This is a genomic window from Mycoplasmopsis felifaucium ATCC 43428 (genome assembly GCF_000687775.1).
GTDB lineage: Bacteria > Bacillota_I > Bacilli_A > Mycoplasmatales > Metamycoplasmataceae > Mycoplasmopsis > Mycoplasmopsis felifaucium.
The window spans coordinates 43,025-60,133 of sequence record NZ_JHXS01000001.1; the positions used below are offsets into that span (position 1 = coordinate 43,025).

16 protein-coding genes and 1 tRNA gene are annotated in these 17,109 nt (G+C 28.5%); 5 read left to right on the forward strand and 12 right to left on the reverse strand.

The features are described from left to right. Window positions 1-38 precede the first annotated feature (38 nt). The 9 genes from T390_RS0100200 to T390_RS0100240 all read right to left on the reverse strand — a co-directional run bounded on the left by T390_RS0100200 (window position 39) and on the right by T390_RS0100240 (window position 8,659). On the reverse strand, window positions 39-413 hold the full coding sequence (locus T390_RS0100200) for an MG284/MPN403 family protein (protein WP_027334549.1): 375 nt from the start codon (window positions 411-413) through the stop codon (window positions 39-41). 47 nt (window positions 414-460) lie between these two features. Then, window positions 461-1,897 carry a proline--tRNA ligase gene (gene proS, locus T390_RS0100205; protein WP_027334550.1) on the reverse strand — a complete coding sequence of 479 codons (1,437 nt, stop codon included), beginning with the start codon at window positions 1,895-1,897 and terminating at the stop codon, window positions 461-463. A 110-nt stretch (window positions 1,898-2,007) separates the two neighbouring features. Next, window positions 2,008-3,369, reverse strand: coding sequence for an aldehyde dehydrogenase family protein (locus tag T390_RS0100210; protein ID WP_027334551.1), 1,362 nt, complete (start codon window positions 3,367-3,369; stop codon window positions 2,008-2,010). Between the two features lie 42 nt (window positions 3,370-3,411). After that, window positions 3,412-4,455 carry an aminopeptidase P family protein gene (locus tag T390_RS0100215; protein WP_027334552.1) on the reverse strand — a complete coding sequence of 348 codons (1,044 nt, stop codon included), beginning with the start codon at window positions 4,453-4,455 and terminating at the stop codon, window positions 3,412-3,414. A gap of 11 nt (window positions 4,456-4,466) precedes the next feature. Beyond that, complete coding sequence (gene era, locus T390_RS0100220) at window positions 4,467-5,342, reverse strand: GTPase Era (RefSeq protein ID WP_027334553.1); 876 nt, start codon at window positions 5,340-5,342, stop codon at window positions 4,467-4,469. Further along, complete coding sequence (gene cdd / locus T390_RS0100225) at window positions 5,342-5,734, reverse strand: cytidine deaminase (protein ID WP_027334554.1); 393 nt, start codon at window positions 5,732-5,734, stop codon at window positions 5,342-5,344. Before cdd ends, era begins: the two co-directional genes overlap by 1 nt. A gap of 3 nt (window positions 5,735-5,737) precedes the next feature. Further along, a complete protein-coding gene (gene ybeY, locus T390_RS0100230; protein WP_027334555.1) occupies window positions 5,738-6,196 on the reverse strand; it encodes an rRNA maturation RNase YbeY in 459 nt (152 codons plus the stop codon). Between the two features lie 32 nt (window positions 6,197-6,228). Beyond that, entirely contained in the window at window positions 6,229-6,645 is a 417-nt protein-coding gene (locus T390_RS04270) for an MAG1140 family protein (protein WP_408633491.1), read from the reverse strand. Continuing rightward, window positions 6,602-8,659: an Mbov_0121 family peptidase domain-containing ABC transporter gene (locus tag T390_RS0100240; RefSeq protein WP_027334557.1), complete on the reverse strand. Its 2,058-nt coding sequence runs from the start codon at window positions 8,657-8,659 to the stop codon at window positions 6,602-6,604. The genes T390_RS04270 and T390_RS0100240 overlap by 44 nt, the downstream gene beginning before the upstream one ends. A 117-nt stretch (window positions 8,660-8,776) precedes the next feature. On the opposite strand from T390_RS0100240, the gene T390_RS0100245 reads away from it, so the two are divergent. Continuing rightward, window positions 8,777-9,217, forward strand: a complete 441-nt coding sequence (locus T390_RS0100245; RefSeq protein ID WP_027334558.1) for an RpiB/LacA/LacB family sugar-phosphate isomerase — start codon at window positions 8,777-8,779, stop codon at window positions 9,215-9,217. Between the two features lie 43 nt (window positions 9,218-9,260). Here the strand turns inward: T390_RS0100245 and T390_RS0100250 are convergent, their stop codons facing one another. Then, window positions 9,261-10,361 carry a hypothetical protein gene (locus T390_RS0100250; protein ID WP_027334559.1) on the reverse strand — a complete coding sequence of 367 codons (1,101 nt, stop codon included), beginning with the start codon at window positions 10,359-10,361 and terminating at the stop codon, window positions 9,261-9,263. Between the two features lie 64 nt (window positions 10,362-10,425). Then, window positions 10,426-10,502, reverse strand: a tRNA-His gene (locus T390_RS0100255). 124 nt (window positions 10,503-10,626) lie between these two features. Between T390_RS0100255 and mnmG the strand changes: the two genes are divergently transcribed. The 3 genes from mnmG (at window position 10,627) to tig (ending at window position 14,502) form a co-directional block, all read left to right on the forward strand. Continuing rightward, complete coding sequence (gene mnmG / locus T390_RS0100260) at window positions 10,627-12,465, forward strand: tRNA uridine-5-carboxymethylaminomethyl(34) synthesis enzyme MnmG (protein WP_027334560.1); 1,839 nt, start codon at window positions 10,627-10,629, stop codon at window positions 12,463-12,465. Further along, window positions 12,452-12,904 (forward strand): 23S rRNA (pseudouridine(1915)-N(3))-methyltransferase RlmH, encoded by a 453-nt coding sequence (locus T390_RS0100265; RefSeq protein WP_027334561.1) that lies wholly within the window; start codon window positions 12,452-12,454, stop codon window positions 12,902-12,904. Before mnmG ends, T390_RS0100265 begins: the two co-directional genes overlap by 14 nt. Window positions 12,905-13,029: 125 nt before the next feature. Continuing rightward, window positions 13,030-14,502 carry a trigger factor gene (gene tig, locus T390_RS0100270; protein WP_027334562.1) on the forward strand — a complete coding sequence of 491 codons (1,473 nt, stop codon included), beginning with the start codon at window positions 13,030-13,032 and terminating at the stop codon, window positions 14,500-14,502. A gap of 77 nt (window positions 14,503-14,579) precedes the next feature. On the opposite strand, the gene lysS is transcribed toward tig, so the two are convergent. Continuing rightward, the gene (gene lysS / locus T390_RS0100275) at window positions 14,580-16,046 is read right to left on the reverse strand and encodes a lysine--tRNA ligase (protein WP_027334563.1); all 1,467 of its coding nucleotides are present in this window, start codon (window positions 16,044-16,046) and stop codon (window positions 14,580-14,582) included. 196 nt (window positions 16,047-16,242) lie between these two features. Here lysS and T390_RS0100280 point away from each other — a divergent pair, with 196 nt between their 5' ends. Continuing rightward, complete coding sequence (locus tag T390_RS0100280) at window positions 16,243-17,103, forward strand: MAGa7180 family putative nuclease (RefSeq protein ID WP_027334564.1); 861 nt, start codon at window positions 16,243-16,245, stop codon at window positions 17,101-17,103. The last annotated feature ends 6 nt before the right edge of the window (window positions 17,104-17,109 follow it).

Sequence of the window (17,109 nt, forward strand, 5' to 3'; positions counted from 1 at the left end):
CATTAAAATGATATAAAGTCTCCCGAAGGAGACCTGTGTTAAATATTGTAATCTATATAATAAGATAAGAACTCTTCAACTGCAAACTTACGTTTTTTATAGTATGTTGTTTTAGAATAAAAATCTTCGTATCACAATTGTCCACTGTTTTCAAAAAATTCATTAATTATTATGTGTTTACTGTCTTCACATAAACAATCTAAAACTCTAAGTAATTTATCAGATAAAAAATTGTTATTTTTAAATGTTTTATCAATAGATGATAGATTGTTTTTTCTATCTTTTAATGATTTATGAGATTCCAATTTAGCTTTAGCTTTTTCTAGTCTACATATAGTTTCTACTGCTTTATATTTTTCTAAATTACTTAAGTCATATCTTTGGATATTGTTGAAATAAAAATCGAAAATCATTTTTCCCCTTTAAAAAAGTAAAGTAATTAAAAAGAGGCGTTATGCCTCTAATATGCTTTAGCAAAAACCACATATCTGTTTGTGGTACTATTACACTCTTTTCATATACATTTTTGATCTTTAAGTGGTTTATCAAACTTTTTAGGTACGCATCTAGTTGAAGCACCTGTTTCTTCTTTGATTTTGGTTTCCACATCACCTAGACAGCAAAAAGGCGCAATAACAAACTTGTTTTGTGATATTTCTTTAACAAAATCATCATAATTATCTACTATAACAGTATTGTTATTTAATCTTTCTTCGGCTGTTTTATAGAGGTTATGGTGAATTTCATCAAGAAGAATGCCAACCTGGTTTTTAATATCATCAAACTTAACATTAGTTTTTTCAAGTGTATCTCTTCTAACTAGTGTTACAACTCCATTATCTAGGTCTCTTGGACCAATTTCAATTCTTAATGGTGTCCCTTGAATTTCAGAATTAGAAGCTTTAAATCCAGGTGTCTTATCACTTGAATCGTGTCTCACTCTAAATTTACGTCCTAAATCTTTTTTAAGATTTGATGCAAATTCGTGAACTCTAGCATCTTTATTTGAAAAAAGTTCAATAATATCCACTTGGTTAGGTGCTACTCTAGGAGGAATAATTATCCCTCTATTATCGCCATGAGTCATTATAATTGCCCCAATCAGTCTAGTAGTAACACCTCAAGAGGTTTGGTAAACATAATCTTTTGAATTTTTTTCGTTTAGAAATTCAATTTCAAATTTTTTAGAGAAGTTTTGAGCAAGATAATGACTAGTTCCAGCTTGTAAAGCTCTACCATCTTTCATCATTGCTTCAATTGTGTATGTAGAACAAGCACCAGCAAATTTTTCGTGTGGTGTTTTTTTACCGATAATAGTTGGAATCGCAAGGTAATTTTTCAAAAATCTAGCATACACAGAAATCATATGTTTTGTAAATTTACGAGCCTCGATAGCAGTTTTATGACAGGTGTGTCCTTCTTGTCATAAAAATTCTCTACTTCTTAAAAATGGATTAGTAGTTTTTTCTCATCTAACAACATTTGCTCACTGATTATAAATAACTGGTAAGTCTTTATGCGATTCAATCATTGACTTAAATAAGTCAGCAAATAAAACTTCACTTGTAGGTCTTACGTATATTTTTTCATCTAATTCTTTTTCGCCAACTTTAGTGATAGTCGCTAATTCTGGATTAAAACCTGCAATATGTTCCTTTTCTTTTGCAAGTAGCCTATCTGGAATAAATAATGGTAAGTAAACATTTTGAATATCTAATTCTCTAAATTCTTCGTTTAGCTGCGATCTAATTAACTCTCAAATTCCATATGAATTTGGTTTAAAAATCATTGTCCCTTTAACAGGACCATATGACATTAGTTCTCCTTGTTTTACAACGTCAGTATATCATTTAGCAAAATCTAGTTCTAATGGTGTAATTTTTTCTAGTTCCTTCATAATTTAATTATTATATAAAAAAGCACCAATATTAAAAACAACTTAAAAAAATAATAAAAAAACGACTTTTTAGTATAAAATCGTTTAAATTATCGTTTTATTTTCATAATTTACTTAAGAATTTTTTCAAGTCATTTTAATTTTTTGTCAGTGTACGGATGGTGATGCAAGTTAATATTAAAAATACCTTTTTTATAAATTGATTTAATGTTTGAAAACGTTTGGAATCCAGTAAAACCGTGATATCTTCCGTTCCCCGACGAACCAACTCCACCAAAAGGCAAATAATCCGATGACAATTGGTTAATAGTTACACCGATAACTAATGATCCTGACGAAATCTTATACTGGAAAAAATTAATATTTTTTTTATTTCTAGTAAATAAGTATGTAGCAAGTGGCTTACCTGTAGATTGAATAAAATTTGTAATTTCGTCATAATTATCATATTCAATTACTGGCAAAATTGGCCCAAATATTTCGCTCTTCATAACTTCATCATTAAAATTAGTCAAATAAATGTATGGGCTTATTTTATAATTTTTGGATTTGATTTTTTCGTTTTTCGGAAGATATTCTTCCAATCTTTCAAAATGGTTTTTGGTAATTATTTTAGGAAAATGTTGGTTAGAAACAGGAACTCTGCCTAGATATTTATGGACCATCTCATATGCAATTTCAATAAATTTTGTGCCTTTTCCCTTTGGCACACAAACATAATCCGGAGCAACACAAGTTTGCCCAGCATTTAAAAGCTTTCCATAAATTATTTTTTCAGACGCTTTTGCTAAATCAAAATCATCACAAATAATTGTTGGACATTTCCCGCCTAATTCTAAAACCACTGGAGTATGGAATTTTGCGGCTTCTTGACATATTTTAGTCCCAACATTTTCACTACCTGTAAAAAATATTAAATCAAACTTATGTTCTAAAAGTTCTTGTACAGTCGATAGTGAACTATCTGAAACAAAAATATATTCAGGATCAAAATTATTGTTCATCAACTCTTGTAAAATTTGAGAGGTATTGAAAGAATATTCGCTAGGTTTAATAATAACTCTATTACCGGCAGCTATCGCACTAATTAATGGAGCAATCGATAAATAAAAAGGATAATTTCAAGGACTAATTATCAACACTTGCCCAAGTGGTTCATGAAATATTTTAGAAACACCAGAAAATAAGGTAATTGGCGTTTTGACTCTTTTAGCTTTTGTTCATTTATTGATATGTTTTAACGTAAATTTAATACTTTTTAAAACCGTTCCAATTTCAGTAAAATACGCCTCGTTTTCAGATTTATTTAAATCTAAAAATAATGCATCCATTATTTTATGTTTATTATCAAGAATTAACTTATAAAGCTTTTTTAAAAGCAGTTTACGCAAATTTTTTGGCATATATAATGTTTCTAAAACACTTTCATTTTGGAGCTTATATGCCTCAATGTTTTTATTTATTTCATTCATATTTTAATTTTATTAAAAAATAGCGTCTCCGCTATTTTTAAATTATTCGTTTGGTCTAGAGAATATATAACGAGTTTTATCAGTAACCATTACATCATCTTCAGTTCTAGCCCCTCCTAAACCGGGAATATAAATTCCAGGTTCAACAGTAATAACCATTCCAGGCTCTAATGTATAATCACTAATTTTGCTTACCCTTGGAAGTTCGTGAACATCAATGCCAAGTCCGTGTCCGGTTGAGTGAACAAAATATTTACCATATCCTTGTTCTTCAATATAATCTCTACAAATTTTATCAATTAATGAAGCCTTAATACCGGGCTTAACAGCATCTCTGCCTAATTTTGCAGCTTGATTAACTATATTAATAATTTTAAGCATTTCTTCGCTTTTTGCTTTAGTTTCTCCACCTAAAATACAAGTTCTGGTAATATCTGCACAATAACCTTTATAAAGTGCACCAAAGTCTACTTTTAAAACATCACCAAGTTCAAGTTTTGCATCGGTAGGGTGGTGGTGAGGTTCTGCAGCATTCGCACCAGTTGCAACAATTTCATCAAACGCTTCTTTATCAGCACCGTGTTTTTTAAGAAGGTAATTTAGATATGCAGCAACTTCTTTTTCAGTCATTCCAGGTTTAACTCATTGCATCAATTCATCATATGCCGCCAATGAGATATCTACAGCTTTTTGAAGACACGCTTTTTCTTCGGCACATTTTTGAAGTCTTAACTCTTGCCCTTTTAATCAACCAACACGTTTTGGTTTAATTAATTTCATTAAAGAAGTAAATTCTTCATAAATTAAGTAATCTTTTTCAAAAGCTACTGTTTCATAGCATTTTTCGGCGAAAAATTCTTTTAGTGAAGTACCTGTTAATAATCTTACTTCAACATGTTTTGCATTTTTTTCACAATATTCAATGTATCTACCATCAACAAACAAATATGCTTTGTTTTTTTCAATGATGATAATACCATCCGTTGTTTGCACACCTGAATATCATAATCTTGTTTGTGGAGCGTTAGAAACTAACGCATCTATACTATTATTTCTAAATAAATTATTTAATCTCTTTGTATTCATAATTGACCATTCTAACTTTCAAAACCAAATTTTTTAAGTGTTTTTCTATCATTTACTCATTTGCTTGCGACTTTTACTTTTAAATTTAGTGATACACTTGTACCAAATTGTCTTTGCATTTTTTTGCGTGCATTAATGCCGATTTGCTTAATCATTGATGCGTTTTTACCAATTAACATCCCTTTTTGAGAATCTTTTTTCACATAAATAATTGCGTTTATTTCTATATGTTCATCGCTTTCAATAAAATCTTGTACTTCAACAGCAATTGAATGAGGAAGTTCGTCATAAAGTAAATTAATTGCTGCTTCGCGAATAATTTCTTTTGCTATAAATCGCATAGTTTTATCTGTAACGTAATCTTCATCATAAAGTGGATCAGATTCAATTGCAAACTTTTCAATTTCATTTTTCAAATCTTCTATTGACTTAGGATTATTAACAGATATCGAAACTATTTTTTCAAATCTATATTCCTTTAAAACTTTAATTTTTTCGGCTATTTCGCTTGGGTTTTTAGCTAAATCAATTTTTGAAATAACTGCAATTTTATTTGGAATTTTCTCAATTCTTTCAAGGATCATTTTATCCCCTTGAAGAATTTTCTCGTTAATTGGAGTTAAAAATAATAAACAATCAATTCCATTTATGGAATCAAACGCTTCTTTATTTAAAGCTTCTCCAAGTAAATTTTCAGGCTTGTGTATTCCCGGTGTATCAACAAAAATTAATTGATAATTATCATCAGTATAAACTCCTGTAATTTGATCTCTCGTTGTTTGCGGAGTATTTGATACAATTGCAACATCGTAATTTACAATTCTATTAACTAATGATGACTTACCAACATTTGGTCTACCTATAATGCTTGCAACGCAAACTTTCATTACTTAATTTGCTCACTTCTAATAGGATTTGGAACTAATTCAACAAGTGTATTTAATCTATAATTTGTGCCCTCTCCGTTATATTGATAAATTTTTGCGTCATTAGGCATAAACTCAGTCATAACTTGTCTACATCCTGCACAAGGAGATATAAAATCCTTGCCAGATGAAATGATGTGGATTTCTTTGAAGTGTCCAATTTTCCCACCGTATGCAACAGATCCAAACAATGCAGATCTTTCTGCACATAAACCAGATGGATAAGCAGCATTTTCAACATTTACACCACAATATTCTTTGCCTTCATCATCAATTGCAATAGCAGCAACCTTAAAGTTTGAATATGGACAGTATGAATGTGCTAACAAGTCTTTTAATTTTTTAATATCCATAATTTAGTCCTCTCTTGTAATTTTTAAGGGTTCGAAAATTGAATCAACTATTGCATTCATTCTAATTCTTTCATCTTCTAACTCATGATCATACCCCATCAGGTGAACTAATCCGTGAGTGAATAAATAACAATATTCTCTCTTCAAAGAATGATTAAATTCAAGCGCTTGAGATTCAACCTTTTCATGACTAATCACTAACTCACCTAATGGCAAAAATGGTAATTCATTGTACAAAGTTTTGTCGCCAAAATCAAAAGATAAAATATCAGTTGGATAATCTTTCCCTCTGTACTCTTTATTTAAAATTTGTATTTTTGCATTATCTACAATAGTTACGTCCACGGAAATAGCTTTATTTTCTAATGCAAAATATTTTTGAAAATTCTCAAGGATTTTTTTGAATTCTTTCCTAAATTTAAATGAAGATCCTTTTACAATATTAATGTTCAACTCGACCATAATAAAATTATAAACTAATATTAATATTAAAATTAATGTAGCGAATTAAATAACTCACGAAATATTGTTGTTTTATCTACTATAATTGTTCCATTCAATGTCATATTTGGTTTCAAAACATCAAAGATATTATTGTCTAGATTTTTTACATTTATTTGTATATTCTGGTCTAGATACTTTAGGCCGATTATGTTCATTTTATAAATCCTTTCTGATAACTTAATGTTTATGGTGTCTCCTGCTTTGAATTTATGAAAATATGATGACGATCCAATAATACTAATCTGTTTTGAATTATTTGAAATTATTGAAATTTGTACGGATTTTTCTATTTTAAAGGTAAATACAATAATTATCATCGCTATTGATGCAAGTAATAATAAAGAAATTAATACCCAAACCCAGTTAGATATTTTGGTTAATTTCATCGAGATTAACCTCGCTTTCATTAAAAATAGTATTAGAGTTGTGACTTATTTCAATAAAGAAAACATCTGAAAGAAGTCGAGGAATAATTGATTTAAATTTATTTACAATATTTGTATCAATATTTTCAAATGCTTCATCTAAAATTACTAATTTATAGGGTTTTACAAACATTCTTAATATATTGATTAATTGTTTTTGGCCCTCTGATAAATTTGAGGCATTATCGACCATTGAAATGTTTAAATTAAGTTTCATAGATGTAATTAATTCAGAGATACCATATTTTTGAATATTGTAATTAAATGTATTAAAAAGGTCTTTATTATTATCAGTAATAAAATCGATTATTTTCATATTTGGTTTATACATCTTATTGCTTATATAAAGTATATTGTCACAATAATTTTCCATATTTATCTGTTTTAAAGGTATATTATTAATCTTTATTGAACCTCTAAAATTAGGATAATCACCTTTTATTAAATCAACTAGTGTAGTTTTTCCACTTCCATTACTGCCTTTTAAGATAACGTTTTTAGTTAAATGTAATTTTTTAATATTCAAAACATCATTTCCTTCCTCATAAGAGAAATTTAAATTATCAATTTCAATTTCTTGAATTTTCTTTATGATTATGCCAGAAGATTTTCCCTTATAGTTATCAAAAGACAAAACAAAATTTACTTGATCGGTTATTTTTTTAATCATAGAGTAAGACAATAAAAGTTTTGAAATATTAAAAAGCGGGTTAACAAAAAAAGTGGAACTTGTTAAAAACATCATCATATCACCTGACGTTATTTTGCTATCCATTATTAAAAATACAGAAGCAAATACAATAACATTTGGTATTATATTTATCAATAGTTGATTAAAAAGATCGTTTACATTCTCAGTTCTAAACATTTTGATTTCATTATTTTTATTATCTAAAGTAGTGGAATATAAAATATTTTTTAGGTTTTCAATGTATGACTTTGATAAAAAGTTACCTCTGCTACTAATGAAATCCAAATCAGCTTGGCTTTTGTTTAAAGAACTATTAATTAGCCTAATTTGTAAATTTTGAACTTTTGAATAATAAATAAAATTAACTAATGCTAAAAATATCATTGAAGAAAAAACAATAATAAACAAGACATAATTTATCCAAATTAATAATAATGACGAGAATATAATACTTAAAATTTCCGAAATAAAACTATATAGAAAATTTGCTCTATATTCGCTAATAACAGGTATAAAGCTGCCTCTTTTAAAAAAATCAATTTTGCTTAATTTATTAAAATCATTTTGAGATATCTTTTCTATTTTTTCAAAATATATGGATGTTAAATTAAAATAAATTTTATTAGATACTATCTTAGTGACATAGTTTTTTAGTCAAACATTTATGCACCTTAGAAAAATAACCCATGTGAATGCAATAAAAACAATAATCAATGTATTTTTTAAGAAATTAGGTAATATAAAGTCAAAAACTATTTTTATAAAGAACGCAGATACAAATGAAAGTAATAAATTTAGAATTGCAAACAATAAAATTGGATATGTATATTTTGATACATTTAATAAACTTTTTAGTTTATTTTCCAAAAAATAATTTTTATCACTCTGTGGAAATGAAAAAGGCTTAACTGTGGCTGAAATACCTAAATAGATTTGTTTGAATTCATCATACCCATATTTTGTTGTGGATCCTATTCTAGAATCTAATACATAGATTTTATTTTGAGTTATTTTGGTAAGAATAACATAATGATTTTGGCCAAAATCATTTATTAATAGTATGATTGGCAAATTTTTTAGATTTATATTTATTAAACTTTCAAAATCTAAATAATAACCTTCTATAGCAAGTCCATAGTTTTGTGCAATAGATTTTAAACTTAGTAAGCTGATTCCATCGCTGCCATAATTTGTATTAACTTTTAAATAATTTATATCAATATTTTTATTATGAAAAAATTGAATTAATGATTGTAAAACGTACAGTCCACAATCTTTTTGATTATCCTGTTTTAAAATTCTCATATTTTTTAATTTATTTGATTTTATTAAATTTAAAAAGTGAACAAAAATGAAAATTTTGAAGTGTTTTTATTAAAAAAGGCTTATTATTTTATTTATAAATTATTTAAGGAGGTTAATATGTCAAAAACTGTCGTATTAGCAAGCGATCATGGTGGCTGTGAATTAAAAAACGAAATCAAAGAATATATTAATAATTTAGGTTTTGAAGTTGTAGATTTAGGGCCAGAAGATGCTTCAAAATCAATTTCATACGCTGAACAAGGTCACAAATTAGCTAACTTTGTTAAAAATAATGAGGTAGCGTTTGGTGTTGGTTTATGTGGTACTGGTTTAGGAATTTCTTATGCCTTAAACAGACATAAAGGTATTAGAGCAGCTCGTATTACAACTGTTGAAGATGCGAGATTGGCTAAACTACATAACAACGCAAATGTTTTAGTTCTTGGAGGTCGTTATGTTCCTCTATCAGAAGCAAAAGCTATGATTGATGAATACATTCACACAGAGTATGAAGGTGGTAGACACCAAACAAGAATTGATCAAATCGAAGAATTCTAATTTTAAATCCTGCTAGCAGGATTTTTTAATTAAAAAAGAGCTTTTAGCTCTCTTTAAGGTTTAAAAATGTTCTCAAACTATATCAAGTTTGATTTTCCTTTAATTTTTGCGATTCGTTGATTGATTTATTTGTAAAAATTGAAACATCATCCAATAATACTTTTGTGTTAAAAGGATTTTCTGCACTGCTATATGTGTAAAATCTGTTGATAGTAGGAACTTCATTTTTATATGTTTGAACATCAGCTATATTATTGAAAAAGTAATAAATATTTGGATATAAAGTTGATAATGAAATATAAGAGTTTTCTTTGTCATTCATTAAATATTTAGTTAGTGAACTAAGACTATTTACATCAGAATACTTAACTTTGCTTAACACATCTATAAAACTGTTTTTTTGGTCAGTTAATTCTGTTTGATTTCTACCAATGCCCAGAATTTTTACATTAGGAAATCCATATAATTCAATCAACGCATTATCTTCTGAAAGCATATATGCAGGAACTCAAATATTAATTTTTCTGTCGGTATTTTCTCTAATTATTTTAGCTACATCTGAAACTATTTTTCTAATGCCATCAAAATATGTTTCTTGCATAAAATTAAATGATGAAAGCAGATGATTTTCTTTTTGAATATTATCATCGCTTAAAACTCTATTTCTTAATAAATTTGTATATCTTCAAGCTCCTACATCTTTGATTTTATTTTTAGATTTTTCTTTTTCAACAAAAATTTGAACAGGAGTATCAGCAGAAAAAGCTAAATTTAATAAGTCTTCTATATAGTCATATTCATCATTTGCTAATGATGCATTATCTGAATTATTTTTTCAAATAAATATATTTAACCCTGCATTTTCATTTGACTTTGTTAAATTTGCTAATTGATTTATTTCTAAATGTGCAGGAGTTATAGTTTTTTCTGCTCACGAATCTGATGGTCAGGAATAGTTAACTGCCGAAACGAAAGAGTTATCGATATTTTCACTTTTAGCATTTGAACTATGATATCTCTTGTAGGATAAATAACTTCCAACAGCAACAAGAGATGAAGTAGCTACAGCAGCAATTGGAACCCCTATACCTACGCAAAGTTTAATAATTCTTTGTCTTTTTTCTTGTTTATCAACTTTATTCATAAAATGATTATATTAAATTTAATTTTGAAAGTTTAAATATGCTCCAAAAAAGTTATAAAAAAAATGGGGCGGATGAAGGGATTCGAACCCTCGAATGACGGGACCACAACCCGCTGTGTTAGACCTCTTCACCACATCCGCCAAGTTATAAATTATTATATTAGAAAAATCATATTCTCAAAATAAAAAATATAAACGTGTTTATGGAATATTTTTAATTAAATAATTAATTAAAAAATATAAAAAACTATAAAATTTAGCTATTATGAATAAAAAATATGAAGCAATTGTTGTAGGCGGGGGGCATGCAGGTTTAGAAGCCGCTTTCGCACTTTCGCATAAAGGGCACAAAACACTTTTAATTTCATTTAACTCAAAGAGATTAGGTATGATGCCTTGCAATCCATCTATTGGTGGCCCAGCTAAAGGAATAATTACAAGAGAAATTGATGCATTAGGAGGTATGCAGGGACTTTGGGCAGATTTAGCTATGATACAGCTAAAAATGTTGAATCAGTCTAAAGGTCCTGCCGTTAGAGCGCTTAGAGCTCAAATCGATAAAGAAAAATATTCGCAATTAGCTTATGAATATGTTCAAAAGCAAGAAAATCTAGATTTATTGGAAGGCATCGTCGAAGAAATTGTAGTTGGTGAAAATCACAGTTTTAAAGGGGTAAACGTTCAAGACATTGGTTTAATTGAAGCAAAAGTTTGTGTCATTACAACAGGTACCTATATGGACTCAAGGATTCTAAGAGGAGATTCAATAACAATTAGTGGGCCTGATGGCGAAAAAACTACATCTAAATTAAGTCAATCTTTAATTGATAAAGGTTTTACAATTCAAAGATTAAAAACAGGAACTCCGCCAAGAATTTATTCAGATTCTATTGACTACAGCGAAGTCCAAGAAGAGATTTTAGATGATATTAATCTTTCATTTTCATCACGTTCAAACGTGAAATTACCCAAACAAATTGCTTGTTATTTAACTTATACAACTCCAGAAACTCACAAAATAATTAGAGAAAATATCGATAAAAGTGCAATGTACTCTGGCTTAATAGAAGGAATTGGGCCTAGATATTGCCCTTCTGTAGAAGACAAAATTGTTAAGTTTGCTGATAGAGAAAGGCATCAAATCTTTTTTGAGCCAGAAACAGCAGACGGAGCAATTACTTACGTTAACGGTTTATCTACTTCTATGCCTGTAGAAGTTCAGGAAAAAATGGTTCGTTCTATTCCAGGTTTAAGAAACGCAAGAGTTCAAAAGTGAGCTTATGCAATTGAATATGATGCTATAGATCCTTTACAGTTGAAAAATTCTCTTGAAACTAAAGTTATAAACGGCTTATTTACAGCTGGGCAAATTAATGGAACCAGTGGATATGAAGAAGCAGCCGCACAAGGATTAATTGCCGGAATTAACGCAGGTCAAAAATTAGAAAATAAAGAACCAATTGTAATTTTAAGAAATCACGGCTATATAGGTGTTTTAATTGATGATTTAGTAACAAAGGGCACAAAAGAACCATACAGAATGTTAACTTCAAGAGCAGAATATAGATTGCTTTTAAGAAATGATAATGCAGATATTAGATTAGCAGAATATGCCTATAAAACAGGTATGATAAGCAAAATGAAATTTGAAAAAGTACAAGAAAAATACAATTTAATTGATGCTGAAATTGAAAGATTACACAATACATACTTATCCAGCAAAAGTGATTGTGCTAAAAAGTACAATATTATGAACGGAGTTTCACTTCTTAATGTTTTAGCGAGACCAGATGTTGATCCAGTTGATGTTGATCCAGATTTCCCATATTTGGATGAGTTAACAATTATGGTTCGTTTATACGGCTATATAGAAAAACAAAAAACCGATGCATCAAAAGTAGTAAGATTAGAAAACTATAAAATTCCTGAAGACATTAACTATAAAGAAGTTCCAAACGTAGCTATCGAGGCGAAACAAAAACTAGAAAAAATTAAACCAGCAACCATAGGCCAAGCAAGCAGAATCAGCGGAATAAATCCTGCAGATATTCAAATGCTTATGTTCTATTTAGAAACAAGAAAAAAGAATAATGACAAGAATTAGATTAATCGCAGTCGGTTCCTTAAACCCCAAGTTTAAAGCTCTATATGATGAATATACTAAGAACATTAATCACTTCTGTGAGTTTTCCCAAGTTGAGTTAAAAGAATGTAGTGAAGAAAAAAATATTGAATTAAAAAAAGATAAAGAAACGAAATTAATAGTTGATAAAATTTTACCTAATTCATATGTTATTCTTACAGATTTAACTGGAAAATTATTAGATTCAATTGAACTAAGCAAAATTCTCTACGACAATCAAAATAAAGATATAACTTTGATTATTGGCGGCTCAGATGGAGTTAATGAACAGTTAATTAACTATAATTTAAAACTTTGCTTTTCAAAATTAACTTTCCCGCATCAATTATTTAGAATAATGCTTGCTGAACAAATTTATCGTGGTTATACTATTTTGAATAATAAAAAATACCATAAATAAGACACAAAAGGTAATTTAATTGCTTTTTGTTTTTATTTCTTACGTTATTTTGCTCAATTTAAAAGTTATATTTTTAATAATTTATATTAAAATTTAAATATTAAACAATCATACAAGGAGAAACAATGGTTATTAAAAAAATAGAATTAAATAAAGACAAAACGGCTGTTGTTGTTGAAGTTGAATTCAGCGGTGAAAACTGAAAAAAAATCTATGACGCAACAAAAGCTAAGAAAGTAAAAGAAGTTAAAATCCCTGGATTCCGTCCTGGCAAAGCCCCAAAAGCTGAAATTGATAAAAGAGTTACTCCAGTTACTGTTGCATATGATGCAATTGAAAAAGCATACGCTTCAGAAAATGAAGCAATTTTAGAAGGTGTTAAAAAAGAATTCCCTAATGTTGTAGCAATGGCTTCATTATTAGACCTACCAGTTTTAGGAGAAGAAGCATCAGTTGTTAAATTAGAATTACCTGTAATGCCTGATTTATCAGAATTAAAACTTTCAAAAGTTAAAGTTGAGTATTCTAAAGCTAAAGTTGGCAAAAAAGAAGTTGAAGCTGAACTTCACAAAATTTTTGAAGCAGAAGCATTATTAATGCCATTAAAAGAGGGAGAATTAACTCAAACTGGCGACGTTGTTACATTAAACTACAAAGGTTATGTAAACAATGAACCATTTAACGGTGGTGAAGCTCAAAATTATGAACTTAAATTAGGTTCAAAACAATTTATTGACAACTTTGAAGAACAACTTACAAACAAAAAAGTTGGTTGAAAAGGTGAAGTTAATGTTAAATTCCCAGACACATACCCAGTTGCAACCTTAAAAGGACAAAAAGCAGTATTTGAATGCGAAATCGTTGAGGCTAAAAGATTAGAATCGATTGAAATTACTGACGAAAAAGTTAAAGCTTTAAACCAACCTGGAATTGAAACTGTTAAACAATTAGAAGCTCAAGTTAAAGAACAATTATTAGTAAATGAAGTATTAACCGCAGACAATCAATTAGTACATAATGTTGCTAAAGCTTTATTAGATGAATACAAGCCACAAATCGCTTCAGTTTTAGCTAAAGAAGAAACTGACAAGAAAATGGCTGAAGTTAAAAAACAACTTAAATCACAAGGTGTTAAACTAGAAGAATACTTATCGTTAATTTCATTAAACGAAGAAGAATACTATAAAACAGTTCTTGAAGAAACAAAACAAGAAATGTTAATTCAATTTATTACACGACACTTATATGAAGAATTTTCTAAAGATTTAACAATTACAGAAGAAAATAAATTATTTGCTTATGTTTTAATGTCAGATTCATCAAGAGTTCCTCTTAACATCTTACTTCAAATCATTTTAATGAGTAAAGACTCTAAAGACAATAAGATTGGTGAAATGATTGAAATGCAAGCTAAAAATGCTGCATTCTTACAATTCTTAACTTCAACAATGAACAAAGAAGCTTCAGAACTCAACCACGCCGAAATTGCTAAACTTGTTTCTAAGACAATTAAAAACGTTGAAAAAGAAATAGCTGAAAACAAAAAAGTGCAAGAAGAAGCTAAAAAATCTGAAGAAACTACAGCAGAAACAAAATAATAAATTTATCTAAATAGCCTTCGGGCTATTTTTATTTTATAAATAAAAAAACACTGTAAAACAGTGTTAAAAGGAAATTATTTCTTTTGTTTTTTAAGAGTTGGGAATAATAGAACATCACGAATTGAATCTGTTTCAGTTAAAAGCATTACCAATCTATCAATACCAATACCACAACCACCTGTTGGAGGCATTCCGTACTCTAAAGCTTCAACGAAATCTCAGTCAATATCACTAGCTTCATCATTACCAGCATTCTTTTCATCTAATTGAGCTTTAAATCTGTCTAATTGGTCAATTGGGTCACTCAATTCTGTGTACATATTTGCATATTCTTTAGTATTGATAAATAATTCTGCTCTTTCTGTAAATCTTGGATCATCAGATTTTGCACTAAGTGGCGAAATTTCAATTGGGTGTCCATATAAGAATGTTGGTTCAATTAATTCGTCTTCAACTAATTCTTCATAAAGAGCATTAATAATGTGTCCGATAGTCCAGAATTTTTCTAATTTAATATGATGTTGTTTTGCAACATTTTGGGCTTCTTCTAATGTAATATTTCTAAAGTCTTTGCCAGTTTTTTCATTAACGGCATCAACCATATTGATTCTTTTGAATGGTTTTGAAAGATCAATTTCTCTACCATTATTCATAAACTTAGATTTTCCTAATTTCGCAACTAATTCTTTGAATAGATTCTCAGTTCTATTCATCATTCCTTCAGCGTTTGAATACGCTTCATAAAATTCAATAGTTGTAAATTCAGGGTTATGAGTTGTATCGTATCCTTCATTTCTAAAAATACGACCAAGTTCATAAACTCTATCAAGTCCACCAACGATACATTTTTTAAGTGGAATTTCAGTAGCAATTCTAAGTACGAAATCTTGGTTTAAAGAATTATGGTGAGTCGTAAAAGGTTTTGCGGCTGCACCTGAAATATAGTCGTGTAAGAATGGTGTTTCAACTTCTAAATAACCTAAATTGTTAAAGTATTCTTTAACTCATTGAACAATTTTTGTTCTTAAAATAAATTTATTTTTTGATTCATCGTTCATAATTAAATCAACATATCTACGACGATATCTCTCTTCAGTGTCTGTTAAACCGTGGAACTTTTCAGGCAATGGTCTTAAAGCTTTTGTTAAAATGTCAATTTCTTGAGATTTAATTGTAATTTCGCCTGTGTGCGTTTTCATAACAGTACCTTTAACTCAAATAATGTCACCAAGGTCATATGTAGCAACGATTTTAGCAACTTCAGGATTGTCTTTTTTGTTAAAGTAAACTTGAATCAAACCATCTCTATCTTTTAAAACTAAGAATGGCCCTCTAACAGTCATTAATCTACCAGAAATGCAAACAACTTCATTTTTTGCTTCTAATTCTTCACGACTGAATTGATTATATCTATTAAAAATTTCACCGCTTAATACTAATTCACCTAATCCATAGGCTTTTTTGAATGCATTAACATTATTTTCTGCATAAAAATTTAGTTTATCACGTCTAACTTGTTCTTGTTCTGTGTGTTTTTCCATATTTTCTCCAATATCTTTTGTAGTTAAATATATTTTAATATAAATATTAAAATTATTTTAAGAGTTTACTTTTTTTATGATTTATTGGAAAAAATACTAGTTTTTTATTGTTTTTTCTTTAATTAATGAAATATCACAAAAATACAGTTAATTAAATATAATTAAATTATTCTAATTAAAATACTAGGGGGAAATTATGGCAAAACGATTCTATAATGGGGTTCATTACATACTCGATGAAAAAGCTCAAGTTGTAAAATTACTTCCAGAATTTCATAATCAATTATTGAACGGTAATGGATTTAATACTCAATTTAAAATATTTGGTGGTTCTTCAATTGCAGATGTTTTAGAAACCGATAGTTATAAAAATCAATTTACAGCTTTTTGTCATATGTCGAGACTGAAACTACCAGTATTGCAAAAGAAGTATGTAAATGCAGGTATCATTTTAGAGCCTAAAATATTTGAACAATTACAAAAAGAATTAGATAACGCCAAGCAAAACTTGATAATCAAACATATAGAAGCTAAAGACGTCCAATATAACTATTTTAAAGGTTTAAATGATTATATTGGTGGGGTGCCTGACGGCTTAATTGAAAGTAAAAAAATTGTTTTAGAAATGAAAGCAGTAAATGAAAAAAAACTGCCAATATGAACAGCAAACAATAATGCTGGTGTCCCAATAGATTATAAAAAGCAAGCTCAATTATATGCATATTTATTAAATTACAATGCTTACTCAATTGTTGCTTTATTTTTAAAAGATGAAGACTATATCAATCCTGAAAATGTAGATTTAACAAAAAGAGTTATGAAAAATTTTAATTATAAAGTTAATATTGCAGAAGCGCAAGATGATATAAAAAGAGTAACTGAATTTTTCCAATACTATTCAGTTACAGGTACATCACCCAAATACCAATTGCCAAGAGACATAAATCAAGTTGAATATTTAAGATGTCACAATGAACAGGAATGAAACTTGCTTTTCAATGACTGAAAATCTAGAGGTCTAGTTGATCAAGATATTGAATTTGAAAAAGTTGCTTAAACAGGA